The sequence below is a fragment of the Micromonospora sp. NPDC050784 genome, assembly GCF_044456765.1.
Classification (GTDB): Bacteria; Actinomycetota; Actinomycetes; order Mycobacteriales; family Micromonosporaceae; genus Micromonospora; species Micromonospora foliorum.
In genome coordinates this window covers 229,755-253,532 of the sequence record NZ_JBITGG010000007.1, presented here as the reverse complement: position 1 = coordinate 253,532, position 23,778 = coordinate 229,755, and the positions used below count along the sequence as shown (strand labels likewise).

Sequence of the window (23,778 nt, the reverse complement as noted above, 5' to 3'; positions counted from 1 at the left end):
CGGACCAAATGGCCCGCCCTGACTCACAGTGATGATCTATCACGCCTCAGTGATCGCCTTCTCGACGGTGAGCAGCAGGTTCGGTGCCTCGGCCGCCGGCAGACCGCCGCCCTGGGCCAGGTCGGGGCTGCCACCGCCGCGCCCGGAGAACGCCGCCTTCACCAGGTCCGAGGCGGCCAGACCCCGACCGCGGGCGGCAGCGTTGACCGCCACCACCAGCGACGCCTTGCCGTTCGACCGCGCCGCCACCGCGACGACCGCCGGCCGCGCCGGGTCGATCTTGCCGCGGATCTCCTGGGCCAGGGTCCGCACGTCGTTGCCGGCCGCGCCCTCCGGCGCCTCGGTGCCCACGTACGCGACCCCGCGCACGTCCTTGGCCTGTGCCGCGAGCGCCCCCGCACCACCCAGCACCAGCTGGGCGCGCAGCTTCTCCAGCTCCTTCTCGGCGTCCCGAAGCTGGGTGACGGTCTGCTCCACCCGGTCGGCGACCTGGTCGTTGGGCACCCGGTACAGCTCGGCCAGCCGGGAGACCAACAGGTGCTCCTTGGCCAGGAAGCCGAAGGCGTCCATGCCGACCAGCGCCTCGACCCGGCGGACACCGGAACCGATCGACGACTCGGAGAGGATCTTCACGAGGCCGAGTTGGGCGGAGCGGGCCACATGCGTGCCGCCGCACAGCTCCCGGGCGTAGTCACCCACCTCGACGACCCGCACCTCCTCGCCGTACTTCTCGCCGAAGAGCGCCATCGCGCCGATCCGCCGCGCCTCGTCCAACGAGGTGATGAAGGCGTGCACCTCCAGGTCGGCCAGGAGCACCTCGTTGACCTGCTGCTCCACGTCGCGCAGGACGCTCGGCGACACCCCGGTCGGGGTGTTGAAGTCGAACCGGAGCCGACCGGGGGCGTTCAGCGACCCGGCCTGCGTGGCCGACTCGCCGAGGAAGTTGCGCATGGTCTGGTGCACCAGGTGCGTGGCGGTGTGCGACCGGGAGATCGCCCGACGCCGGGTCGTGTCGATCTCGGCGAAGCCGGCCTCACCGGCGCGTACCTCGCCCCGGATCACCCGGGCCCGGTGCACGATCAGACCGGGCACCGGCTGCTGCACGTCGAGCACCTCGACCTGCCCGCCACCAACCGTGATCATGCCCTGGTCGGGCTGCTGACCACCGCCCTCGGCGTAGAACGGCGTCGTGTCCAGCACCAGCTCGATGGTGTCGCCCTCGGTCGCCGCCTGACGCGGGCCGTCGGCGCCGAGCAGCGCCCGCACCGTCGACTCGCGGGACACCTCGCTGTACCCGGTGAACGTCACCGGCCCACCCGCGTCCAGCACCGACCGGTACGCCGACAGGTCGACGTGCCCCGTCTTGCGGGCCTGCGCGTCCGCCTTCGCCCGGGTCCGCTGGTCGGCCATCAGCCGCCGGAAACCCTCGTCGTCGACCGTGAGGCCCTGCTCCGCGGCGATCTCCAGGGTCAGGTCGATCGGGAAGCCGTACGTGTCGTGCAACTGGAACGCCTTCGCCCCGGACAGCGCGGAGCCGCCCGCCGTGCGGGTCTCCGCGATCGCGGTGTCCAGGATCGTGGTGCCGGCACGCAGGGTGGACAGGAACGCCTCCTCCTCCGCGTACGCGTAGTCCGCGATCCGGTCGAAGTCGGTCGCCAGCTCCGGGTACGACGGCGCCATGCAGTCCCGGGCCACCGGCAGCAGCTCGGGCAGCGCCCGGTCCTGCCAACCCAGCAGCCGGATCGACCGGATCGCCCGGCGCATGATCCGGCGCAGCACGTACCCGCGGCCCTCGTTGGACGGGGTCACACCGTCGCCGATCAGCATCAGCGCCGTGCGCACGTGATCCGCGATCACCCGCAGCCGCACGTCGTCCGGGTGCGACTCGCTGGCCACGTGCCCGGAGTGCGCGCCGTACCGCTTACCGGTCAACTCGGCCGCCCGGGCCAGGATCGGCCGGACCTCGTCGATCTCGTACAGGTTGTCCACACCCTGCAGGATCGAGGCCATCCGCTCCAGGCCCATGCCGGTGTCGATGTTCTTCGCCGGCAGGTCACCCAGGATCGGGTAGTCCTCCTTGGTCGTGCCCGGACCCCGCTCGAACTGCATGAAGACGAGGTTCCAGTACTCCATGTACCGGTCCTCGTCGACCGCCGGACCGCCCTCGCGGCCGTACTCCGGGCCCCGGTCGTAGAACAGCTCCGACGACGGACCGCACGGCCCGGGAATGCCCATCGACCAGAAGTTGTCCGCCTTGCCCCGGCGGACGATCCGCTCGGCCGGCACGCCTACCGACCGCCAGATCTCGTACGCCTCGTCGTCGTCGAGGTAGATCGTCGGCCAGATCCGCTCCGGATCCAGGCCGTAACCACCCTCGGCGATCGGCTTCGTGGACAACTCCCAGGCCAGCGGGATCGCACCGGCCTTGAAGTAGTCACCGAAGGAGAAGTTGCCGTTCATCTGGAAGAACGTGCCGTGCCGGCTGGTCTTGCCGACCTCGTCGATGTCCGGGGTGCGGATGCACTTCTGCACGCTGACCGCGCGCTGGTACGCGGGGGTCTGCTGACCCAGGAAGTACGGGACGAACTGCACCATGCCGGCGTTGACGAACAGCAGGTTCGGGTCGCTGATGGCGGGCAGCGGAGCGGACGGCACCACGGTGTGGCCATTCGCCTCGAAGTGCGCGAGGTACCGCCGCTTGATCTCCGCCGTCTTCATCGCTGGTGTTCCTCCGGAAAGATTTCTCGATCGCCGATTCGCGGGTCTTCCCGCAGGTCGGCGAACTTGTCGTCGAACGCCTCGCCCTGGGCGAACGCGTGGTGGATCTCCTGCTCGCGTTCGGCCATCCCGACCCGGACGTCCTCCACGAAACTACGCAGCGACTCGACGAGCCCGCCAGCGGATTCCGTCAGCGAGCTGGCGATGCCCGCCGGCGTGTACGCCTGCGCGGTCCGGGTCGCCTTGCGGACCACGATCACACCGACGGCCACCCCGATGCCGAGCCAGAACAAGCGCCTCATGTCCCGCTACCTCCTGGTGCGCCGGCCGGTCAGCTGTTGCCGCGTCGCGCGGCCCGTCGCTGCTGCTTGATGGTGTCGCGTACCTCACGCTCGGTCTCGGCGTGCCGACGACCGGCGGCGGCCTTACGCACGCCGTAGCCGAAAGCGGCCACCTTGACCAGAGGGTTTGCGGCCGCGGCGGAGACGACGGTGGCCAGGTTGGCGACGTTGGCGGTGACGTTCTGTGCGTGGCTGGTCATGGTGTCGACCTTCGCCAGTTGGAGGTTCACACCGTCGAGCGAGGTCTGCACCTGCTCCAGCGCGGTGTTGACGTTCTTCACCGTGGTGTTCACGTCACCGAGCAGCGGTGCGGTCCGATCGTTGAGGTCGTTGATCATGCGGGTGGTGGCGTCAACCGTGTGCCGCAGCCGCAGGATGGGCAGCGTCAGGATGAGCACCAGCACCGCGAACGCGCTTGCCGCGATCAGCGCCGCGATCGCTCCAATGTCGCCCACGCCTGTCCTCCTCAAGCAGAGTTCCGCAGGACCCGACGTCCCCGGAACGCACAACCATGGCACCCGTACCGGCCGCCGAACCGTCGGCGGTCACCGGTAGCGGGCGTGCCCGCCAGCCCCAGACCCTACCGTCCGTGATGGAGACCGGCTCAGGACGGTGAGGGTGTCAGCTCACCCAACGGATCGGCACTGACCGTCGGGAACGGATCCTCACCGGTCAGTGACGGGTCGGTGGTCGGCTGCGGCCTGGTCCGCTCGTCGTCGATCGCGTTGCGCACCTTCACCGACACCAACGAGCCGGTGCACTCGGTCGCAGCGGCCGACGGGTCGCCGGACGGCACGACTGCCGGCTCGCCGTCGACCGGCGGCGGCACACAGGTCGGCTCGCGTACCCACAGGTCGAGGGTCAGCTCGTCGCGACGCCAGCAGGTGTAGCTGCCCTTCGTCTGCTGCTCCGGGCAGCGGTTCACCTTCCAGGGCCGCCACCCGTCCTGGCGCAGCGCGTCCTCGTAGACCTGCGCCGTCTCCTTGGGCGCCTTCTCCGAGGTCACGGTGCGCTCACGAAGCCGGCAGTCGAGCAGGCACCACCGGCTGCCGCTGACATCGTCGACCGTCTTCGCGGCCGCCCAGCCGGGCACGCTGAGCTGGTCCAGGTTGTCGAAGACCGGGTCGCGGCTCAGCGTCCGGATGCCGAAGAAGAGCGGCACCGCGCCGAGCAGCACGACGCTGACCAGCACCAACACCGCCGCACGCAGGCGCCGTCGTTCACGGGTCTCCCGACGCTCCTCGGAACGGGCGCCGGCCGCGGCGTCGTCCTCCGGCGCGTCCTGACCGGCCGAGCGCAGCGCCGGTCCGTCGGAGGGCTCCGGTGCCGGCCGCTCCACCGGGCCGGACGCGGAGGGCACCACGACGGCGGCGCGGGCCACGCCGACCGGCTCGCCGCCGCGGCCGGGTGGCGGCACGGGCGCGACGCCGCTCGGCTCGGCACGACCGGGCTCCCGGTGCGGAGGCAGGGCGCGTCCGGCGGCACGGTCGGCCGGAGAGGGTCGGCCGACCGGCGCGCCACCGCGGGCCGGACCGGCCGGCCCCGGTTCACCGGTCGTCCGGTCGTCGGTGGGCGGCTGCCCGCCGGGTGGGCGGACGGCGGCGCGAGCCGGACCGTCCGGACGTGCACGTGGCGGACCATCCACACCCGGCGGAACCGCCGCACGAGCCGGACCGTCCGGACGCGAACGCGGCGGACCATCCACACCCGGCGGCACCGCCGCACGAGCCGGACCGTCCGGCCGGGTCGCGTCCCGGGGTGCCGTCTCGGCACCCGGGCCGGTGCGCGGTGGGCCATCAGCGCCACGGCGCCCGGTGCCGGGTGCCGGCGCTTCGCCGGGAATGGGCCGGGCCCGACCGGGTGCGGCGGCGCGGGCAGCACCCCGAACCGCGGGACCAGCACCGGGGGCGGCTCGTCCACCGGCGTACGGGTCGTCGCCGTGGTCACTCGCCGGTCCGGGTCGACCGGGACCGGCCGTACCGTCGGGGCCGGGCTCGGCTGACGGACGACGCCGTCGGCCGGTTGGGTCCGGGGTGGGCGGTGCGTCCGGGCCGGGCCCCGCCACGGCGCGGCCGCGCCGGCCGGTGGGGTCGCCAGCGGGTACTGCCGCCGCGCCCCGCCCGTGGGCGGGCCGTTCACCGGGGGTCGGCGGATAGGGCTGCCCGTGCTCGCCGGTGGATCCCGACGCGTCGGGCCGGACGGCGCGACGACCCGTCGGCGCGTCCGCGCCCGGGTCGACCGGCGGGCCGGTGGGGCGGCGGGCGGCGGTGCGCTCCGCGGCCGGGTCCGGCACGGCGAGCCGACCGGACGCCTGGTCGGCGAGGTCTACTGGCCCGGCGGGCGGCGCCGGACGGCGACCTGCGGCCGGCGGGCTGCCGTCTCGGCGATTGACCACCGGCAGGCCAGGGTCGGTGTGCGGCAGGCGGCCGGCCTGGCGGAGCCAGTCCGCGGGCCGCTCCGGGCGGTCCGGCCGGTCCGGGCGGGGCTCGCCGCCGGGCGGCGTTCGGCGTTCCGGTTCGTCGGAGACGACCCGGCGACGGCCGGTGCCATCGGCGGGGCCGGTGGTGGGCATGGCGCCGCTGTGCGCGCCGGTCGCCTCGGGCACCGACGTCGCGTTGCCCGCGCGGGGCACGGGTGGCGCGTTGCCCGAGCGGGGCACCGATGGGGCGTTGCCCGAACGCGGCACCACCGGCTCGTCCGGTTCCGCGGCGCGGCGACGCCCGCCGGCTGCCGGACGGGGACGCTCGGACGCGCGTCGCCCGGTGGGCTCGGGTGCACCCGGGTCGGCCGGGCCTGGGCGACGCCGGGCGGTGCGCGGGTCATGATCGATGGCGGGGTCGGGCCGCAGTCCCTCCGCGGTCGGCGGCACGACGCCAGCCGGAGCGCCGTCGAAACGGGCCGGGCCGGGGGCGGCGGGCGCTCCGGCGGCCCGCGCCGGGTCGGTGGTCGGGCCGGCGGCGCGTCGACCGGCGGGCGGGCCGTCGGTGGCCGGCAGGGCACGCCCCGGCTCGACCGGCTGTTCCGGACCGGGCCGGCGGCCCGGCGAGCCCGCGTCCGGACGGCGCAGCGGCGGCATCGCGTCCGGGTGCCCGCCGGGTGCGGCGGGGTCCTGATGGCGGCCCGGCGGAACAGCGGCGTCCGGACGACGGCCCGGCGAAGCGGCGTCCGGGCGGCGACCGACCGGCGCGCCTGAGGTCGGTGGGCCCACGGGTGGGCCGGGAGGGGCCGCCGCACCGCGAGCACGGATCGGGCCGCCCGGCGCGTCGGGTGCCGGGCGAGGTCCCTGCGGGCCGGCCGGGTCACCTCCGCCCGGACGAGCGGTGGGCGGCGACGGTGGTACGGCAGCGCGGGCGCCGGGCACCGGCTGCACCCCGCGGCGCGGTGGCTGCCCGGGTGCGGCGGGTGGCCGGTCATCGGGGCGGCGCGCGCCCGCTGGCGGCGTCTCCCCCGGCCATGGGCCGTCGACCGGTCGACGAGTGGCGGCACCGCCCGGCTCACCCTGGCGCGGGGCCGGCGGCGCCGAGGACTCCGGCCCACTGCCGCGGGCACCGGCCGGCTCCGCCGGCGTACGCGGGGTGGACTGTGCCGGCGGCCCGGCCGGGTCTGCCGGCGGCATGCCCCCGCGGGGCCGGTTCGGCTCCGCCGGTGCGCCGTCCGGGCCGAGCTCGGTGCGTTGCTGCTTGGCCGAGCGCAGGTCGTCGATCCAGCCGAACTCCTCGCCGGCGACCGGCTCCTCCGGCTCGGGCTCAGCCGCCCGTCCGCGACCCCAACGGCGGGTCTTGGCGCGGGGATCGCGCCGCTCGTCCGGGCCCTCGTCCGGGCGGTCCCCACCACGCGATCTCACTGTTGACCCTCTCCTGCGGCGTCGGTGCCGCTGTCCTGCATCGTGCCGGGGGCGCCCGTGCCCGTCGTCGGACGGGGGGCCCCCGGGGATAGCGCTGGCGCGGTCTGCGCCGTTACGGACGGCTCGGATGTCGGCGTCTCCGGGCGGGTGGCCGGGGCCGGCAGACCACGCACGATCCGGCGCAGCAGCGGCAGCCGGCTGGCCACCGACCGCTCCGCGCCGTGCGGGCTGGGCTGGTAGTAGTCCGTGCCCACCAGGTCGTCCGGGACGTACTGCTGGGTGACCACGCCGCGCTGGTCGTCGTGCGGGTAGCGGTAGCCGGTCCCGTGGCCCAGGCCGCGGGCGCCGGCGTAGTGCGCGTCGCGTAGCCCTCGCGGCACCGGGCCGCCGCGACCGGCCCGAACGTCGGCGATCGCGGCGCCGATGGCGGTGGTGGCCGAGTTCGACTTGGGCGCGGTGGCCAGGTGGATCACCGCCTGGGCGAGGTTGAGCTGCGCCTCGGGCAGCCCGACGTACTCGACCGCGTGCGCGGCGGCGGTCGCGACGCTCAACGCCCCGGGGTCGGCCATGCCCACGTCCTCGCTGGCGAAGATGACCAGACGGCGGGCGATGAACCGGGCGTCCTCACCGGCCACCAGCATGCGGGCCAGCCAGTGCACCGCCGCGTCCACGTCCGAGCCGCGCATGCTCTTGATGAAGGCGCTGACCACGTCGTAGTGGGCGTCGCCGTCACGGTCGTAGCGCACCGCCGCCACGTCGACCGCCTGCTCGGCGGTGGCCAGGTCGATCCGCCCGCCGCCGAGGGCCGTGGCGGAGGCCGCCGCCGCCTCCAGGGCGGTGAGTGCCTTACGGACGTCGCCGGCGGCCAGCCGAACCAGGTGGTCCTCGGCCTCGGTGGTCAGGGCGAGCGCCCCGTCCAGACCACGCTTGTCGGCGACCGCGCGGCGCAGCAGACCCCGCACCGCCTCGTCGTCCAACGGTTGCAGGGTGAGCAGCACGCACCGCGACAGCAGCGGTGAGATGATCGAGAAGTACGGGTTCTCGGTGGTCGCCGCCAGCAGGGTGACCGTGCGGTCCTCGACGGCGGCGAGCAGGGAATCCTGTTGGGTCTTGCTGAACCGGTGCACCTCGTCGATGAAGAGCACGGTCTGCGGGCCGCCGGAACGGCGCTGGCGGCGAGCCGCCTCGATCACCGCCCGTACGTCCTTCACGCCGGCGGAGAGCGCCGACATTGCGACGAAGCGGCGGTCGGTCGCCCCGGCCACCAGGTGCGCGATGGTGGTCTTGCCGCTGCCCGGCGGGCCCCAGAGGATCACCGACATCGGAGCCCCGCCGGAGACCAGTTGCCGCAGGGGCGCGCCGGGAGCGAGCAGGTGCTCCTGCCCGACCAGCTCGTCGAGGGTCACCGGGCGCATCCGGACGGGCAGGGGCGAATCGTCGGCCACCGCGGTGAAGCCGTCGACACCGGCGGGACCGTCGGGCGCGCTGCGCGACCCGGCGGGTTCACCGAGGGAGAAGAGGGCGTCGGACTCCATCACGAAGACAGTACCGGGCCGGGCCCGCGACGCCGGAATCGCGCCACGGGCCCGCCACCGGTGATCGGTTCCGGTCAGCCACGCCCGGGGCGACGGCCCCGGTACCAACGGCCACCGCCACCGGCGCCGCCGCCGCGCGGGCCGCTGCCCACGCCGGCCAGGTAGAGCGAGAGCAGGAGTAGCCCGATGAGTACGAGGGTGTTCCAGTTGAACAGGTCGGGTGCGCCGAAGTTGGTGTCGAGCAGATCGATGAGCAGGGCGAAGCCGAAGACAATCGCGGCCAGGATGGCGAGCATGTCGGTCCTCCGGTGGGGGTTCCCAGTAGGTCGGCGCGTGATGTACCCAATCGGTCGACTCGTCAATCTCCACGGTGGAGGTGGCCACGCCGCGACGGCCCGGCGCGGGCGATCGACCCCCGACTCCTAGGCTGGACCGCATGATCATCGACGACCGGGGGCTCCAGGACCGGAGCGCCATCCTGGCCGCCGTCGGCCACCACCCGTTCGCCCGGCACGCGCTCAAACGGTCCGTGCCGGCGCGCGCGTACCAGCGCGATGGCGTCGTGCTGTGGCTGGTGCCGCCCGAGCACGGCCCGGCCGGCTGCGCGATCGGCCTGGCCGAACCGGCGCTGGAGATCTGTGTCGCGCTCGCCGCTGACGGGGTGCTCCAGCCTGGACAGCGGCTGCACCTGCCTCGACACGACCGCGGGCGGCTGGTCGACCGGCTGCCGGTGGCCGAGCACAGCGACTGGGACTTCCACTGGACCGACACCTCGCCGCCGACGCAGCCGGACGAGCGGTCGGTGGTACGCCTCACCGACGCCGACCAGCCGGCACTGGCGGCGCTGGTCGAAGAGTCGTTCCCCAGCAGCACCTCCCGTCCGGGCGACCCACGGGTGGTCGACTGGTACGGCATCCGGGCCGGCGACCGGTTGGTGGCGTGCGGCGCGGACCGCAGCCAGGGTGACATCGGCTTCCTCGCCGGCCTGACCGTCGCCCCCGACCAGCGAGGTCGCGGGCTGGGCGCGTCCCTGACCGCGGGGATGACCCGAGCGCTGCTGGCACGCCACGACACCGTGGGACTCGGCGTCTACACGGACAACGTCGGTGCGGCGCGGCTCTACCGTCGGCTCGGCTTCACCAACACCCTCCCACTCAGCTCGATCCGCCTCGCCTGACCGGCGGGAGGGCCTTTTGCGCACAAGGGGCCCCACTCAACGGTCGGCGGCGGGAACCGGGACCGCGGTCGGCTCCACAACCGGGGCGGCCCGGCGGCCGGCCAGCCAGGCGGGCAGGTACAGCGGGGCGGCGACGGCCAACACCACCGCGCCGACCACCATCGCGGTGCTGATGCTTGTGGCGGCGGCGAGCGCGGTCAGCACCACCCCGCCGAGCGCGCCGGCTGGCTGCGCCATCATCGAGTTCAGCGAGAGCACGCTGGTCCGGTACGGGCCGTCGACCTGCCGGTGCAGCAGCCCACTGTGCAACGGGTTGGACGCGCCGTGCACGGCGTAGCAGGCCAGGTAGGCCACCAGCACGCCGACCGGCCCGGCGAACAACCCCATCCCGACCACCGTCACGCCCTGCAGGATGCGCAGCAGGGCCGCACCCGGCGCGGCGCCGAACCAGCGCAGCAGCAGTGGAGTCAGTGCCGCCCCGGCGGCCGAGGCGAGCCAGGCGGCCGAGTTCGCCGGCCCGAGCAGCGCCGCGGCGCGTTCCGGATTGCCGATCACCTCGGCGAGCCGAACCGGCAGCAGCGACTCGAAGGTGACCATGCCGAAGCCCCAGAACAGCTCGACGGCCACCAACGCCAGCAGCACCCGGGAGCGACGCAGCAGCCCGACGGCCTGGCCGATCATCCGGGGCGCCTGGACCACCGAGGCCCGCAGCGCCGCGAACCCGGTGGCCGGCCGCTCCTCGACCAGCAGCACGACCAACGCGACGAGCGCCGCCGCCTGCGCGACGATGGCGGCCAGCACGGGCACCGTGAGCGCGCTGACCGGTCCGAGCGGACCGAGCGCGATGAGACCACCGCTGAGCAGCGCGCCGCCGCCGATCGCCCCGCCGATGACGGTGCCGGCGTACCCGAGGCCGCGCTCGTACTCGGCCTCCGGGTCGGCGGCCAGGGTGGCGTCGACGTACCAGGACTCCAACGGGCCGCTGTCCAACGCTCGGTAGATGCCCTGTAGGGCCCAGACCACGAAGAACAGCACGAACGAGTCGGCCACCGCGAACAGCGCCAGTGAGGCGAGGTTGAGCACCCCGGCGGCGAGCAGCACCGGCCGACGACCGAGTGCGTCGGCGAGCCCGCCGGTGGGCAACTCCAGCGCCAGCACCAGCAGCCCCTGCGCCGTGCCGACCAGACCGATCTGCGGCAACGACAGGCCGCGCTCCTGCATAAGCAGGATCATCACCGGGATCATCAGACCCGTCGGCAGCCACCGCAGGCCGTAGAGCGTGAGGTAACGACGCCGAACCTGGCGTACGGTCAGCGCGCTCACGACGCCACCTCTGTTCGCGACCGCGGGGCTCGCAAAACCGGCTCACTCATCGCGCTCACTGGTATTCCTCTCGCAGCGGGTAGGCGGCCAGGAAGACCTGCACCGGGCGGGCGTCCGGGTCGGCGAAGGCATCAGGCTCGGCCTCACGGTGGTAGCGCTCCAGCACCTGCCACACCTCCGCCTTGAGTTCCTCCAGCCGGGCCGGCGGGATGGTCATGAAGATGTCGCTCATGCCGAACCCGTCCCGCCAGGCGGGAGACCACTCGTGCTGGGTGGCGAACCAGCGGTCGGCGGTCTCGGCGAGGAGACGCACCTGGTCGCCCTGGATCCACTCGATCGCGGCCCGGGCGTCGGGGTCGTCGTCGAAGTCGGTCACTTCCCAGTTGGTGACGTCGTGCGCCGCCTGCCACCAGCGCTGCCGCCCGCTGCCCCGGTCGGGATCCTCGACGACCAACCCGACCTCGGCGAGTTGGCGCAGGTGGTAGCTGGTCGCGCCGGTGTTGGTACCGAGCATCTCGGCGAGGGTGGTGGCGGTGGCGGGTCCCTTCACGCGCAACGCCCCGACCAGCCGCATTCGCAGCGGGTGCGCCAGCACCCGGACCTGCCGTTTGTCGATGCGTACCTCGACCGGCGCCGGCCGAGGGGTGTCCTTGTCGTTCGCCATGAGTGCACACTATCTCTGCACACTTTCTGTGCACAAGACTTGTGCATAGAAAGTGTGCAAGGTTAGTGGGCGAGAACTTCGCGTACTCCGCGCAGCCGGGTGCGCAGCAGGGCGGCGGCCCGGGTGGAGTCCAGGCGTACGTCCAGGGGGCGGACCAGGCCGCTGGCCGCACTGGTGGTGGTCTTCAACCCGGCCGGGTCCAGGCCGTCCCGCTCGGCGACCAGCAGGCCCAGCTCGGCTCGGCTGACCGCGTCCGGGCCGGCCACGTTCAGCAGACCGGCGCACGACGCGGCGACCAGCTCCAGCACCGCGTCGGCCAGGTCGGTGACGTCGATCGGGCAGCGCAGTTCGTCGCTGAACAGGGTGGCCCGGCCGGCGAGCGCGTCCCGGCAGAGCTGGATCTGCTTGCTGCCCTCCCCGACGATCAGGGAGGTCCGCACCAGGGCCGCGCCCGGGTCGATCGCCCGCACCGCGGTCTCGGCCGCGGCCTTCGCGGCACCGTACGCGTGCACCGGCGTGGGTGGTTCGTCATCGGCGTACGGCACGGGTCGTCCGGCGTGCAGCGCGTCGCTGGACACGTGCACCAGCCGGGCGCCCACCTCGGCGGCGGCGAGCGCCACGTGCGCGGCCCCGTCGGCGGTGACCGCCCAGTCCCCGTACCGGTAGGGGGTTCCGACCACGGCGTCCGGCCGCACCTCGGCGACCAGCGCGCGCACGGCGGACCTGTCGGTCACGTCCAGCCGCCGTGCCACGACACCCGGCACGGCGATCTCACCGGAGTGGAACGTCCCGACAACCGACCAACCAAGCCCGAGGCCCCGCCGACAAACCTCGCGCCCCAGAAATCCACTACCCCCGACAACAAGCACCCGCATCCCAGCCCACTCCCCCACCAACGATCAAGAGGTTTGCGTCATCTCGCGGGGCGATGATGACGCAAACCTCTTGATCAACCAAGCAAACGGGCGGGAGGTGGTGCGGTCAGACCGGGTCTGCTACCGGGGCTGCGGGGCCGGCCGTTCCGGTGTGGGCGGTGGCCGGGGGCTTGGGCTTGGCGTCGATGCCGGCCTCAAGGCGCTGCTGGGCGGTGATCGGGGTGGGGGCGCTGGTCAGCGGGTCGAAGCCGCCGCGGGTCTTCGGGAAGGCGATGACCTCACGGATCGAGTCGGCACCGGCGAGCAGCATGCAGACCCGGTCCCAGCCGAAGGCGATGCCGCCGTGCGGCGGCGCGCCGTACTTGAACGCCTCCAGCAGGAAGCCGAACTTGTCCTGCGCCTCCTCCGGAGTGATGCCGAGCAGGTCGAAGACCCGCTTCTGCACGTCACCCCGGTGGATACGGATCGACCCGCCGCCGATCTCGTTGCCGTTGCAGACGATGTCGTACGCGTAGGCCAGGGCGCGGTCCGGAGCCTCCTCGAACCGGTCGACCCACTCCGCGTTCGGCGAGGTGAACGGGTGGTGCACGGCCGTCCAACCGCCCTCGTCGGTGCGCTCGAACATCGGCGCGTCGACCACCCAGCAGAACGCCCAGGCGCTCTCGTCGATCAGACCGGACCGCTTGGCGATCTCGACGCGGGCCGCCCCGAGCAGCTCCTGCGCCTCCCGGGTGGTCGCGCTCGCGGCGAAGAAGACCGCGTCACCCGGCTTGGCGCCGACCGCGTCGGCGAGCCCGCCCAGGTGCTCGGCGGAGAGGTTCTTCGCCACCGGGCCGCGCGCCTCGCCGGTCTCGGCGTCCAGCACCACGTACGCCAGGCCACGCGCGCCGCGCGCCTTGGCCCAGTCCTGCCAGCCGTCCAGCTCCTTGCGGCTCTGCGCCGCGCCGCCGGGCATCACCACCGCGCCGACATAGCCGCCCGCGTCGATCGCCCCGGCGAAGACCCGGAACTCGGTGCCGCGCAGGTAGTCGGTCAGCTCGGTCAGCTCGACGCCGTAGCGCAGGTCCGGCTTGTCCGAGCCGTACCGGGCCATCGCGTCGTGCCAGGTGATCCGCGGGATCGGTCGGGTGATCTCGTGCCCGGCCAGGTCCTTCCACAGCGCCGAGACGATCGCCTCGCCGAGGTCGATCACGTCGTCCTCGGTGACGAACGACATCTCGATGTCGAGCTGGGTGAACTCCGGCTGCCGGTCGGCGCGGAAGTCCTCGTCGCGGTAGCAGCGGGCGATCTGGTAGTACCGCTCCATGCCGCCGACCATCAGCAGCTGCTTGAACAGCTGCGGCGACTGCGGCAGCGCGTACCAGCTGCCGGGCTGCAGGCGCACCGGCACCAGGAAGTCGCGGGCGCCCTCCGGCGTCGAGCGGGTCAGCGTCGGGGTCTCGATCTCCAGGAAGTCCCGCTCGTGCAGCACGCCCCGGGCGAGGTGGCTGGCGCGCGAGCGCAGCCGCAGCGCGTTCGCCGGGCCACTGCGGCGCAGGTCCAGGTAGCGGTACCGGAGTCGGATGTCGTCGCCGGCCTCGATCTGGTCGTCCACCGGCAACGGCAGCGGCGCCGCCTCGGAGAGCACCTCCAGCTCGACGGCGGTCACCTCGACCTCGCCGGTGGGCAGCTCCGGGTTCTCGTTGCCGGCCGGGCGGCGGGTCACCTCGCCGACGACCTTCACGCAGAATTCGTTGCGCAGCGCGTGCGCATCTTCCTCGCGGAACACCACCTGGACAACACCGGAACCGTCGCGCAGGTCGACGAAGATGACCCCGCCGTGGTCGCGGCGGCGGGCCACCCAGCCGGCGAGCGTCACCGTCGAGCCGGCGTCCGCGGCGCGCAGGCTTCCGGCATTGTGGGTACGGATCACGGCTGGCAACTCCTCATCGTGGAACAGTCCTCACCCGCATTCTGTCAGGGGTGACCGCCCCGCCTCCGGGCACCCGGTAGGCCGGCACGATTCGCTGGTGGGGTGGGCCGGCGAACCCGACTCCCCCGGCAGCCACGCCGGTTAACGTGGCGAAATGCGCGCCGTACCGAACTGGGCCGTCGCCACGGCGGCGGCGGCGCCGGTGCTGCTGGTAGCCGGGTGGACGGTGGCGGAGGCCCGACAACCCATCGGGTACGACCCGGTCCGGGACACCATCAGCGAGCTGGCGGGGCAGGACGCCACCGATGCGTGGATCATGGTGGTGGCCCTGGTGCTGCTCGGCTGCTGTTACCTGTCGGTCGCCGCCGTCCTGCACGCGGCCGGGCTGCCCAGCCGCTTCCTGCTCGCGATCGGTGGCGTGGCCACCATCGCGCTGGTCGCCTTTCCCCGGCCGCCGGTCGGCGGGTCGCTCAGCCACGGCATCGCGGCGACGGTGGCCGTCCTCGCCCTGGTGCTCTGGCCGGCCGGCTCGGCACTGCGGCTGCCGCGCGGCCACGACACCGAGCACCCCACCCGACCGGAGCCGCCCTGGGCGTTCCGTCGGGCGGTGGGGCTGAGCGCCACGCTCGTGCTGCTCGCGCTCTTCGGCTGGTGCACCTTCGAGGTGACCAGTGGGTCCCGTACCGGGCTGGCCGAGCGGGTGACGGCGGTGGCGGTCTCCCTCTGGCCGCTGCTGGCGGTCCTCTCCGCCCGGCGGGCGCACCTCGCCTGGTCGGCCGGCGGCACCGTACGCGTCGGCCCGGACCTGCCGACCATGGGCGTCGTACCCCCGGATCCCCTCGGACCACCGAGCGGGCCCGCCCCCGGGCGACCCGACCGGCTGCCGTGAGCCGTCGCCCCACCTGATCTGCATCGTCGCCCCCGCCGGCGTCGGCGCTGGCGGGCCCGAGTGCGCGGCCGGGGATCCGCCGGTCACACCGCTAGGATCGCCCGATGTCCGCCGTTCCCCGTTGGGCCCTGCTGTCGGCCGGTGGCGCACCGCTGTTCCTCGTCGGCGGCTGGACCCTGGCGCAGGCCGCCCAGTCCGACGGGTTCGACCCGGTGCGGCAGACCATCAGCGCGCTCGCCGCCACGGGTACGGACCATCGCTGGATCATGACGATCGGGCTGGCCGGCCTGGGCCTCTGTCACCTGACGACCGCGCTCGGCCTGGTCAGCGCCGCGCCGGCGGGGCGAGGGCTGCTCGCGCTGGGCGGGCTGGCGACCCTGGTCCTGGTCGCGTTCCCGCAGAACGCGGGCGGTGACTCGACGACGCACGCCGTGGCCGCCGGTGTGGCGTTCGGGGCGTTGGCCGTCTGGCCGGCCCTGGCGGTGCCCCGTCGAGCGAGGCCGTCCCCCGACCGGGAGCACCGCCACCTGACAGCTCCCGTACGCGCGGGGGCGCTCGCCGCGGCGGCGCTCCTCCTCGGGCTGGTCGGTTGGTTCGCCGTCGAGTTCTTCACCGACGGGGCATGGATCGGGCTGACGGAACGACTGGCGGCGGCCGCCGAGGCGGGCGTACCGCTGGCCGCCGTGCTGGTCTCCCGGCGGTGGCCGCGACCGTCCGGGCCCGCCTGACCCCCGTCGCGCTCGCGGTGTCGGCGGGATCCGGTGGCTCGCAACGCGACGCGGGCCGCCGGATGGTTCCGGCGGCCCGCGAGCGGTGCGTGGATCAGAAGACGCTGACGCCGTAACGGCTGAGCGCCTCGGTGACCGGCTGGAAGTAGGTCGTGCCACCGGTGCGGCAGTTGCCGCTACCACCGGAGGTCATACCCAGGGCGGTGCTGCCGGCGAAGAGCGAGCCGCCGCTGTCGCCCGGCTCGGCGCAGACGTTGGTGCGGATCAGACCGGAGACCGAACCCTCGGCGTAGTTCACCGTGGCGTTGGTCGCGTTCACCGAGCCGCCGCGCAGGCCGGTGGTGCTGCCGGAGCGCTGCACCGACTGGCCGACGGAGGCGTTACCGGCGCTGGTGATGTCCTGGTAGCTGCCGTTGTAGAGGTAGACGTTGCCGGCGGCGTTGGCGGAGTTGCTGTGCCGCACGATGCCGTAGTCGTTGCCCGGGAAGCTGGTGCCGGTACGGGTGCCGATCAGCGCGGTCTGGGCGGAGTTCGAGTACCAACTGGCCGAGATGTTGGTGCAGTGCCCGGCCGTCAGGAAGTAGTAGGTGCTGCCACTGCGCACGTTGAAGCCGAGCGAGCAACGCCCGCCCCCGCCGGCGTAGATGGCCTGGCCGCCGGAGATCCGGGTGCTCAGCACGCCGGCCTCGGCCTCGACCCGGACCGCGCCGTTGGCCCGCGCGGCGGCGGCCTTGACCCGCTCCAGCTTGGCCCCGGTGACGGTGCTGTCGACGGAGACGACGACCTGGTTGGTGACCGGGTCACTCCACCAGGCGGTGCCCGGGATCTTGGCGGAGCGCTCCAGCTCGGCCGTGGCCCGGTTGAGCTCGGCGGCACCGCGGGTGACGTAGCGGACGACGGCGCCGGCCTTGCTCGCCTTGCTGGCGGCGGCCGCGTCGGTGACCGTGACGACGGATTTGCCGCTGGCGTCGATGTACGAGCCGGCGGAGCGGTCGCCGAGTTCCGCGGAGATCGCGGCGGCGGCGTCGGGCGACGCGGCAGGAGCGGCCTGGGCGGGCGCGCCGATGAGCGAGCCGACGACCAGGGTTCCGGAAACGGCGACTGTGGCCGCAACGCGGAATGAGGACCTCGTGGGTCGCATGTAACAAACCTCCTGGGCGGGGGAGCGGGTCTGCCGGGGGCGGCTGACCCGAGGGCAACCCGGCCGATCTGGGGAAACCGGCCGACTGAGACTGAAGTATTCACATACTTAAGATCATTGACAAGGCTTGAATTCGCCCGGATTCACCGACCATGATCGGCCACACGGCCGCAACACCCCTGACACGCTGGCGAACAACCACCGTCACACCCCACCGACATCCGACCAATTTTGGCGCGCACGATCATCGATGCGTTCCCGCACCGGGCGTCGGGTGCGGCGGGATCGGGTCAGGGGGTGCGGCGACGGGCGCCGGGGCCCGGCCTTGGCACCACGTCGCGGGGCCGACCCACGTCGTGCCCGTCGGCGCAGCGCAGTTCGGCGCGGACCTCGGCGCCGCAGTCGCGGTGGGTGACGCTGAGCGGCGCGCCCTCCGTGTCGGCGAGGTACCGGTCGCCCCAGCCGAGGACGGCGACCAGCACCGGCCAGAGATCCAGACCCTTCTCCGTCAGCCGGTACTCGTGGCGCAGCCGACTGCCGGGCTCCCGGTAGGGCTCGCGACTCAGCACGCCCTGCTCCACCAGGCTGGCGAGCCGGTTGGTCAGCACCTGGCGCGGAATCCCGGTGCGCACGCGCATGTCGTCGAAGCGGCGTACGCCGGTGAACACCTCGCGGAGGACCACAAGCGTCCACCGCTCACCGAGGACCTCCATCGCCCGGGCGATGGTGCAGTTCTCCACTGACCAGTCCAGAGCCGCGGGTCGCATCCGACCAGGCTAGGTCTCGTTGACAGACTCAGCAAGCTGCTGCCAGGCTGCGTCCATGACGCAGACGCAGGAACCAGCGCGCAGCCGTACCTTCACCTGGGCGGACCCGTCGGTCAACGCCGCCCAGGTCGGTCGCCGCAGCGGCCTCGACATGCTCCGGGCGATGATCGCCGGCGAACTGGCCGCGCCGCCGGTGATGCACCTTCTCGACATGACCCGGATGGAAGCCGACGAGGGTCGGGTCGTCGTCGAACTGACTCCGCAGGAGTTCCACTACAACCCGCTCGGCAGCGTCCACGGTGGCGTGCTCTCGACCCTGCTGGACACCGCCGCCGGGTGCGCCGTGCACACCACCCTGCCCGCCGGCGTGGGCTACACCTCGCTGGACCTCAACGTGAAGTTCCTCCGCCCGGTCACCGTCGACAGTGGCACCCTGCGTTGCGAGGGCACGGTGCTGCAACGCGGCCGCCGCACGGCCCTGGCCGAGGCCCGCATCACCGACGCCACCGCCCGCCTGATAGCCCACGCCACCAGCACCTGCCTCCTCCTCCCCCTCCCCTAACCCCGACCCCTCCCAGTCCCCTCCGCACCTCTGCGTTGATCATGAAGTTATTGCCCCGACACGCCGTCGCGAGTGGCAATAACTTCATGATCAACGATCTGAGGGCGGGGGTGGGGTGGGCTAGCGGAGGGCTAGGCGGGCGGCTCGGGCGTCGCGCTTCTCCTCGAAGCGGCTCGCGGCGCGGTCCAGGCCTTCGAGCTGGGCGGCCAGCTGCTCGCGGGCGGCTTCGCCGTCGGCGTTGAGGCCGGTCACGTTGAAGACGTCCCACTGGCGCAGGACTGGCTGGAGCACGTCGTCGCGGTGCTGGCGCAGGTCGTAGATGCCGGCCAGGGCGATCGCCACCGACTTGCGGGCGAAGCCCTCGATGCCGTTGCCCGGCATCTGGAAGTCGGCCACCACGTCGGCGACGGCCCGCATGGCCTGGCTCGGCGCCAGCTCGAACGCGGCCGCGAGCAGGTTGCGGTAGAAGACCATGTGCAGGTTCTCGTCGGCGGCCACCCGGGCCAGCAGCGCCTCGCAGGCGGGGTCGCCGGTGGCCTTGCCGGTGTTGCGGTGCGAGATGCGGGTGGCCAGCTCCTGGAACGAGACGTACGCCAGTGAGTGCAGCACCTCGTCGCCGTGGGCGTTGGTGTAGCCCTCGGACATGTGCGTCATCCGGGCCCGCTCCAACGCCACCGGGTCGACCGCCCGGGTGACGGTCAGGTAGTCGCGGATCGCGACACCGTGCCGACCCTCTTCGGCGGTCCACCGGTGTACCCAGGTGCCCCACGCGCCGTCGCGGCCGAACAGGGTGGCGATCTCGTGGTGGTACGAGGGCAGGTTGTCCTCGGTCAGCAGGTTCACGATCAGCGCGGTGCGGGCCACGTCCGGGATGGTGGAGTCGGTCGATGACCACGCCTCGCCGCCGAGCGGCCCGTCGAAGGTCCGGCCTTCGCTCCACGGCACGTACTCGTGCGGGAACCACTCCTTGGCGAGCGAGAGGTGGCGGTCCAGGTTGCGCGCGACAACCGGCTCCAACTCGACGAGCAGCGCGGTCTGACTCAGTGTGGTGCTGACGGTCACGAGAAACTCCCTACGGTGGCGTAACTTACGCTACCGTAGGTCCCCGCGGCCGTCAGCGCCAGTGGAGACACTCAACCGACCGTCGGCTTGAGGTCTCCCAGGGGCGGCATCCACTCCTGGGCACCGGCCGTGACCTGCTCACCGGAGCGGATGTCCTTCACCTCGTCCGGCGTTCCCTCGGCACCGGGGAACCAGACGTACGGGATGCCGCGCCGCTCGGCGTAGCGGATCTGCTTGCCGAACTTCGCCGCGCTCGGCGACACCTCGGTCGGCACCCCGCGCCGCCGCAGCGCCTCGGCCACCCGGTTGCTGGCCGTACGCTGCTCCTCGCTGGTCACCGCGACGAGCACGGCGGTCGGCACCTCCCGGGAGACCGACAGCTCCCCCGCGCCGAAGAGCAGCCCGAGCAGCCGGGTCACCCCGATCGAGATCCCCACCCCGGGGTACGAGACAGCGCCGGCGCTGGCCAGGTTGTCGTACCGGCCGCCGGAGCAGATCGAGCCGAAGCGCTCGTAGCCGCGCAGCTGGGTCTCGTAGACGGTGCCCGTGTAGTAATCCAGGCCACGGGCGATGCGCAGGTCCGCCACGCAGAGGCCGGGCGAGTGTTCGGCGGCGGTCTCCACCACCCGGACCAGCTCCTCGATGCCCTCGTCGAGCAGCGGGTCGCTGACCCCGAGCGCCCGGACGGCGTCGGCGAACGACGCGTCCGGGGCGGAGATCTCGGCCAGCGCCAGGCACGCCTTGGCCTGCGCCTCGCTCGCCCCGGCGGTCTGGGCCAGCAGCTCGGCCACCTTCGCCGGGCCGATCTTGTCGAGCTTGTCCACGGCGCGCAGCGCCGCCTCCGGGTCGGTCAGCCCGATGCCCCGGTAGAAACCCTCACAGATCTTGCGGTTGTTGACCTGGATCGTCACCGGCGGGATCGGCAACGAACGCAGCGCGTCTCCGATGACCAGCGGCATCTCCGCCTCGTGGTGCGGAGCCAGCGTGTCCCGGTCGACGATGTCGATGTCGGCCTGGACGAACTCCCGGTAGCGGCCCTCCTGCGGCCGCTCACCCCGCCACACCTTCTGGATCTGGTAGCGGCGGAACGGGAAGGCCAGCTTGCCGGCGTTCTCCAGCACGTACCGGGCGAACGGCACGGTCAGGTCGAAGTGCAGGCCGAGCTGGTCGTCCGCACCGCCACCCTCGGCGTCGGCGTGCAGCCGCCGGATCACGTAGACCTCCTTCGAGGTCTCGCCCTTGCGCAGCAGCTGGTCCAGCGGCTCCACGGCGCGGGTCTCCAGCGGCGCGAAGCCGTACAGCTCGAAGGTGGCCCGGATCTTGTCGAGCACGAACTGCTCGATCATCCGCTGACCGGGCGTCCACTCCGGGAAGCCGGAGATGGGCGTGGGCTTGCTCATCGGCGTACTCCTTGCGGTTCCGCGCCCACGGCGCGGTGGTGTCGTGAGGTCCGCGCGCGGCGCGGACAAAGATCTAGAGGCCCCGGGTGGGCGCGGCCGGCGACGTGCCAGCCACCTCGATGAGGTACGGGTTGCTGGCGCGCTCGCGACCGATGGTGGTGCTGGGGCCGTGGCCGGGCAGCACGACGGTGTCGTCGGCCAGCGGAAGGATCTTGTCGCGCAGGCTGGTGAGCATGGCCGGCATGCTCCCGCCCGGCAGGTCGGTGCGGCCGATCGACCCGGCGAAGAGGACGTCACCGGAGAGGCACAACTCGTCAGCCTCCCAGCTCGACCCGGCGCCCGGCAGCCGGAACAGCACCGACCCGCCGGTATGGCCCGGGGCGTGGTCGACGGCGATCTCCAGGCCGGCGAGCGTGAGGGTGGCGCCGTCGGTCAGCTCCGCCACGTCCTCCGGCTCGGTGTAGCTCAGCCGGCCGCCGAAGAGCGACGTCAGGTCGGTCGAGAGGCCCTTGGACGGGTCGGCCAGCATCTCCCGGTCACCGGGGTGGACGTACGCGGTGATGCCGCGCGCACCGCAGACCGGCGCGACCGAGAAGGTGTGGTCGAGGTGGCCGTGGGTGAGCAGCACGGCGGCCGGATGCAGGCGGTGCTCGGCGAGCAGCGCGTCGAGCTGATCGAGCACCCCGATGCCGGGGTCGACCACCACGCACTGCTCCCCCGGCGCGGTGGCAACCACGTAGCAGTTGGTGCCGAAGGCGTCCGCGGGAAAGCCGGCCACGAGCACGGGCGCTGTCCTTTCCGTCGAGCAGCTGTCGTCCTGCAGAGCAGCCTATCGGGCGGGCCGAGCGAGTTTGCCGCGTCCGTCCCAGGCGCCTCGTGGGGCACAGTGACAACCTCCGATAAGCGCTGCTCGGGACGGGGTGGACCTCGTACACCACATTCCCAGTCACTAGCCGTACACTCTGGCGGGCGTGTGGCGCGGCACACGTGACGCCCGGACGGGCCGGGGCGACCGGCCGCCGGCGACGACCAGGTAGAGGAAAGGGGAGCACGGGTGGCTTCCAGCAGGGACCGGCAGCGCAAACTGGCGCGGGCCAAGCTCGACCGGCAGTTGGCTCGGCGGGCCGCCTCTACGCGGCGCCGACGGCAGATCCAGGCCGGGGTTGGCGCCGCTCTGATCCTCGTGTTGGTCGTGGCCGGCTCAGCCTGGGCGCTCGGTGCGTTCGACTCCGACCCGAAGCAGAACACGGCCGCGGAGGAGACCTGCCTCTGGACGCCGCAGGACGCGACGGCCAACACCAACCTCAAGGACGTGGGCACGCCGGCCACCAAGGATCTGCCCACCGACGGCACCCGGGCGATGACGGTGACCACCAACCAGGGCGCGCCGATCACCGCGGAGCTGAACCTGACCAACTCCCCGTGCGCGGCGGCGAGCATCGCCCACCTGGCGAGCCGGTCGTTCTACGACAACACCAAGTGCCACGAGATCACCGCCGAGGGCGCGCTGCGCTGCGGCGACCCCAGCGGCACGGGCCTCGGTGGGCCGACCTACTCGTTCTACGACGAGGAGCTGCCGACCGTCCCGTCGGCGTCGCCGTCGGCCAGTCCGGCCCCCAACCAGCCGCCGACGTACCCGAAGGGCACGGTGGCGATGATCTCCAACCCGCCGGGCAGTAACGGCAGCCAGTTCCTGATCTTCTTCAAGGACTTCACCACCGCCGACCCGAAGTACCCGGTCATCGGCCGGGTGACCGGCGGGCTGGACGTGGTGGAGAAGATCGGTGCCCTCCCGACCGTGGACAATGGGACCGGGGCGAAGGTCAAGCCCAGCACCGATGTGACGATCCAGAGCCTCACGGTCGGTGAGCCGGTCACCGGTGCGGCACCGGCGCCGTCGGCCTCCGGCACCCCGGCCAGCAGCCCGACCGCCGGCTGACCGGGCGCCACCACCCACCCAAGCGGCACTCAGCAGCAGACAGCCAGGAGGATCCAGGCGTGACGTCCACCAGAGAGCGGCAGCGCGCGGCGGCACGCGCCCGGCTCGAGAAGGAGATGGCCGAGCGCTCGGCCAAGGCCCGCAAGCGCCGGCAGACGACGGCGATCGTCAGCGCGGGTGCCGCGCTGGTGCTCGTGGTCGCCGGCACCGTCTGGCTGGCGGTGAGCCTCGGCGGTGACGACGACAAGCCCGGCACCACCACCGCGGCGCCCGGCGCGTCCGAGTGCGTGTACAACGCGCTGCCCGCCGAGCAGCGGCCCCCGCAGATCAAGGACGTGGGGGTGCCGAGCAACCAGCAGTCCGGCACCGGCGTGCAGACCATGACGATCGACACCAACCTCGGCCCGATCACCGCCAAGGTCGACCGGTCGCTGGTGCCGTGCACGGCCGGCAGCTTCACCCACCTCGCGGAGAAGAACTTCTTCGACAACACCAAGTGCCACCGGCTCGTGACCGAGGGCATCAAGGTGTTGCAGTGCGGTGACCCCAGCGCCACCGGCAACGGCTGGCGGGACACCGACGGCCAGGGCGGCCCGAGCTACCGCCTGCCCGAGGAGAACCTGCCCACCGACAAGCGCCCGCCGTACCCGGAGGGTGTCATCGCGATGGCCAACTCCGGCCAGCCGGGCAGCACCGGCAGCCAGTTCTTCATCGTCTACGGCGACTCGCCGCTGGACCCGGCGTACACCGTGCTGGGCACCATCACCGGTGGTCTGGACCTGGTCAAGGACGTGGCCAAGGCCGGCGACGACGGGGCGTTCGCCCAGCAGGCCGGCGGCGGCCACCCGAAGAAGGAGGTCATCATCAAGGACCTCACGATGAGCGCGCCGCAGGGCTGACA

21 protein-coding genes are annotated in these 23,778 nt (G+C 73.0%); 6 read left to right on the top strand and 15 right to left on the bottom strand.

Annotation, left to right across the window (positions count from 1 at the left end; translation table 11 throughout):
* Nucleotides 1-39 precede the first annotated feature (39 nt).
* The 6 genes from alaS to ACIBD9_RS12560 all read right to left on the bottom strand — a co-directional run bounded on the left by alaS (nucleotide 40) and on the right by ACIBD9_RS12560 (nucleotide 8,734).
* The gene (alaS, locus tag ACIBD9_RS12585; RefSeq protein WP_396717054.1) at nucleotides 40-2,718 is read right to left on the bottom strand and encodes an alanine--tRNA ligase; all 2,679 of its coding nucleotides are present in this window, start codon (nucleotides 2,716-2,718) and stop codon (nucleotides 40-42) included.
* The gene (locus ACIBD9_RS12580; RefSeq protein WP_091401860.1) at nucleotides 2,715-3,020 is read right to left on the bottom strand and encodes a hypothetical protein; all 306 of its coding nucleotides are present in this window, start codon (nucleotides 3,018-3,020) and stop codon (nucleotides 2,715-2,717) included. Before ACIBD9_RS12580 ends, alaS begins: the two co-directional genes overlap by 4 nt.
* Before the next feature lie 29 nt (nucleotides 3,021-3,049).
* Nucleotides 3,050-3,514 carry a DUF948 domain-containing protein gene (locus ACIBD9_RS12575; RefSeq protein ID WP_112677951.1) on the bottom strand — a complete coding sequence of 155 codons (465 nt, stop codon included), beginning with the start codon at nucleotides 3,512-3,514 and terminating at the stop codon, nucleotides 3,050-3,052.
* 149 nt (nucleotides 3,515-3,663) lie between these two features.
* Nucleotides 3,664-4,359, bottom strand: a complete 696-nt coding sequence (locus ACIBD9_RS12570) for a hypothetical protein (RefSeq protein WP_396717189.1) — start codon at nucleotides 4,357-4,359, stop codon at nucleotides 3,664-3,666.
* Nucleotides 4,360-6,899: 2,540 nt separating this feature from the next.
* On the bottom strand, nucleotides 6,900-8,438 hold the full coding sequence (locus ACIBD9_RS12565; RefSeq protein WP_396717053.1) for a replication-associated recombination protein A: 1,539 nt from the start codon (nucleotides 8,436-8,438) through the stop codon (nucleotides 6,900-6,902).
* 74 nt (nucleotides 8,439-8,512) lie between these two features.
* Nucleotides 8,513-8,734, bottom strand: coding sequence for a hypothetical protein (locus tag ACIBD9_RS12560; RefSeq protein ID WP_387176450.1), 222 nt, complete (start codon nucleotides 8,732-8,734; stop codon nucleotides 8,513-8,515).
* Between the two features lie 140 nt (nucleotides 8,735-8,874).
* On the opposite strand from ACIBD9_RS12560, the gene ACIBD9_RS12555 reads away from it, so the two are divergent.
* Complete coding sequence (locus ACIBD9_RS12555) at nucleotides 8,875-9,615, top strand: GNAT family N-acetyltransferase (RefSeq protein WP_396717051.1); 741 nt, start codon at nucleotides 8,875-8,877, stop codon at nucleotides 9,613-9,615.
* A gap of 36 nt (nucleotides 9,616-9,651) precedes the next feature.
* Here ACIBD9_RS12555 and ACIBD9_RS12550 read toward each other — a convergent pair whose 3' ends face one another.
* The 4 genes from ACIBD9_RS12550 to aspS all read right to left on the bottom strand — a co-directional run bounded on the left by ACIBD9_RS12550 (nucleotide 9,652) and on the right by aspS (nucleotide 14,389).
* Nucleotides 9,652-10,938 carry an MFS transporter gene (locus ACIBD9_RS12550; RefSeq protein WP_396717049.1) on the bottom strand — a complete coding sequence of 429 codons (1,287 nt, stop codon included), beginning with the start codon at nucleotides 10,936-10,938 and terminating at the stop codon, nucleotides 9,652-9,654.
* Between the two features lie 55 nt (nucleotides 10,939-10,993).
* Nucleotides 10,994-11,602 carry an ArsR/SmtB family transcription factor gene (locus tag ACIBD9_RS12545; RefSeq protein ID WP_396717047.1) on the bottom strand — a complete coding sequence of 203 codons (609 nt, stop codon included), beginning with the start codon at nucleotides 11,600-11,602 and terminating at the stop codon, nucleotides 10,994-10,996.
* Between the two features lie 62 nt (nucleotides 11,603-11,664).
* Nucleotides 11,665-12,477: an SDR family oxidoreductase gene (locus tag ACIBD9_RS12540; protein ID WP_396717045.1), complete on the bottom strand. Its 813-nt coding sequence runs from the start codon at nucleotides 12,475-12,477 to the stop codon at nucleotides 11,665-11,667.
* A gap of 106 nt (nucleotides 12,478-12,583) precedes the next feature.
* The gene (gene aspS / locus ACIBD9_RS12535; protein WP_396717187.1) at nucleotides 12,584-14,389 is read right to left on the bottom strand and encodes an aspartate--tRNA ligase; all 1,806 of its coding nucleotides are present in this window, start codon (nucleotides 14,387-14,389) and stop codon (nucleotides 12,584-12,586) included.
* 154 nt (nucleotides 14,390-14,543) lie between these two features.
* On the opposite strand from aspS, the gene ACIBD9_RS12530 reads away from it, so the two are divergent.
* Nucleotides 14,544-15,278, top strand: coding sequence for a DUF998 domain-containing protein (locus tag ACIBD9_RS12530; RefSeq protein WP_396717043.1), 735 nt, complete (start codon nucleotides 14,544-14,546; stop codon nucleotides 15,276-15,278).
* A gap of 104 nt (nucleotides 15,279-15,382) precedes the next feature.
* Nucleotides 15,383-16,006, top strand: coding sequence for a DUF998 domain-containing protein (locus ACIBD9_RS12525; RefSeq protein WP_396717041.1), 624 nt, complete (start codon nucleotides 15,383-15,385; stop codon nucleotides 16,004-16,006).
* A 94-nt stretch (nucleotides 16,007-16,100) separates the two neighbouring features.
* Here the strand turns inward: ACIBD9_RS12525 and ACIBD9_RS12520 are convergent, their stop codons facing one another.
* Both ACIBD9_RS12520 and ACIBD9_RS12515 read right to left on the bottom strand, forming a co-directional pair.
* Nucleotides 16,101-17,147, bottom strand: a complete 1,047-nt coding sequence (locus tag ACIBD9_RS12520; protein ID WP_396717039.1) for a S1 family peptidase — start codon at nucleotides 17,145-17,147, stop codon at nucleotides 16,101-16,103.
* A gap of 290 nt (nucleotides 17,148-17,437) precedes the next feature.
* On the bottom strand, nucleotides 17,438-17,914 hold the full coding sequence (locus ACIBD9_RS12515) for a winged helix-turn-helix transcriptional regulator (RefSeq protein ID WP_396717037.1): 477 nt from the start codon (nucleotides 17,912-17,914) through the stop codon (nucleotides 17,438-17,440).
* 55 nt (nucleotides 17,915-17,969) lie between these two features.
* Between ACIBD9_RS12515 and ACIBD9_RS12510 the strand changes: the two genes are divergently transcribed.
* Nucleotides 17,970-18,476: a PaaI family thioesterase gene (locus ACIBD9_RS12510; RefSeq protein ID WP_238659783.1), complete on the top strand. Its 507-nt coding sequence runs from the start codon at nucleotides 17,970-17,972 to the stop codon at nucleotides 18,474-18,476.
* 120 nt (nucleotides 18,477-18,596) lie between these two features.
* On the opposite strand, the gene ACIBD9_RS12505 is transcribed toward ACIBD9_RS12510, so the two are convergent.
* From ACIBD9_RS12505 to ACIBD9_RS12495, 3 genes are all read right to left on the bottom strand, one after another.
* A complete protein-coding gene (locus ACIBD9_RS12505) occupies nucleotides 18,597-19,538 on the bottom strand; it encodes an acyl-ACP desaturase (RefSeq protein WP_396717035.1) in 942 nt (313 codons plus the stop codon).
* 71 nt (nucleotides 19,539-19,609) lie between these two features.
* Nucleotides 19,610-20,938, bottom strand: a complete 1,329-nt coding sequence (gene hisS / locus ACIBD9_RS12500) for a histidine--tRNA ligase (RefSeq protein WP_396717033.1) — start codon at nucleotides 20,936-20,938, stop codon at nucleotides 19,610-19,612.
* 73 nt (nucleotides 20,939-21,011) lie between these two features.
* A complete protein-coding gene (locus ACIBD9_RS12495) occupies nucleotides 21,012-21,722 on the bottom strand; it encodes an MBL fold metallo-hydrolase (protein ID WP_030488361.1) in 711 nt (236 codons plus the stop codon).
* A gap of 270 nt (nucleotides 21,723-21,992) precedes the next feature.
* On the opposite strand from ACIBD9_RS12495, the gene ACIBD9_RS12490 reads away from it, so the two are divergent.
* Nucleotides 21,993-22,877, top strand: a complete 885-nt coding sequence (locus ACIBD9_RS12490) for a peptidylprolyl isomerase (protein WP_396717031.1) — start codon at nucleotides 21,993-21,995, stop codon at nucleotides 22,875-22,877.
* Nucleotides 22,878-22,936: 59 nt separating this feature from the next.
* Complete coding sequence (locus tag ACIBD9_RS12485) at nucleotides 22,937-23,776, top strand: peptidylprolyl isomerase (RefSeq protein WP_387176471.1); 840 nt, start codon at nucleotides 22,937-22,939, stop codon at nucleotides 23,774-23,776.
* Nucleotides 23,777-23,778: the final 2 nt, after the last annotated feature.

Excerpts from the sequence above, each read along its gene's own strand:
- ACIBD9_RS12540 (WP_396717045.1), bottom strand. The coding sequence starts at position 12,477 with ATGCGGGTGCTTGTTGTCGGGGGTAGTGGATTTCTGGGGCGCGAGGTT.
- hisS (WP_396717033.1), bottom strand. The coding sequence starts at position 20,938 with ATGAGCAAGCCCACGCCCATCTCCGGCTTCCCGGAGTGGACGCCCGGT.
- ACIBD9_RS12560 (WP_387176450.1), bottom strand. The coding sequence starts at position 8,734 with ATGCTCGCCATCCTGGCCGCGATTGTCTTCGGCTTCGCCCTGCTCATC.
- ACIBD9_RS12515 (WP_396717037.1), bottom strand. The coding sequence starts at position 17,914 with ATGCGACCCGCGGCTCTGGACTGGTCAGTGGAGAACTGCACCATCGCC.
- alaS (WP_396717054.1), bottom strand. The coding sequence starts at position 2,718 with ATGAAGACGGCGGAGATCAAGCGGCGGTACCTCGCGCACTTCGAGGCG.
- ACIBD9_RS12520 (WP_396717039.1), bottom strand. The coding sequence starts at position 17,147 with ATGCGACCCACGAGGTCCTCATTCCGCGTTGCGGCCACAGTCGCCGTT.
- ACIBD9_RS12525 (WP_396717041.1), top strand. The coding sequence starts at position 15,383 with ATGTCCGCCGTTCCCCGTTGGGCCCTGCTGTCGGCCGGTGGCGCACCG.
- ACIBD9_RS12565 (WP_396717053.1), bottom strand. The coding sequence starts at position 8,438 with ATGGAGTCCGACGCCCTCTTCTCCCTCGGTGAACCCGCCGGGTCGCGC.
- ACIBD9_RS12530 (WP_396717043.1), top strand. The coding sequence starts at position 14,544 with ATGCGCGCCGTACCGAACTGGGCCGTCGCCACGGCGGCGGCGGCGCCG.
- ACIBD9_RS12510 (WP_238659783.1), top strand. The coding sequence starts at position 17,970 with ATGACGCAGACGCAGGAACCAGCGCGCAGCCGTACCTTCACCTGGGCG.
- ACIBD9_RS12545 (WP_396717047.1), bottom strand. The coding sequence starts at position 11,602 with ATGGCGAACGACAAGGACACCCCTCGGCCGGCGCCGGTCGAGGTACGC.
- ACIBD9_RS12555 (WP_396717051.1), top strand. The coding sequence starts at position 8,875 with ATGATCATCGACGACCGGGGGCTCCAGGACCGGAGCGCCATCCTGGCC.
- ACIBD9_RS12580 (WP_091401860.1), bottom strand. The coding sequence starts at position 3,020 with ATGAGGCGCTTGTTCTGGCTCGGCATCGGGGTGGCCGTCGGTGTGATC.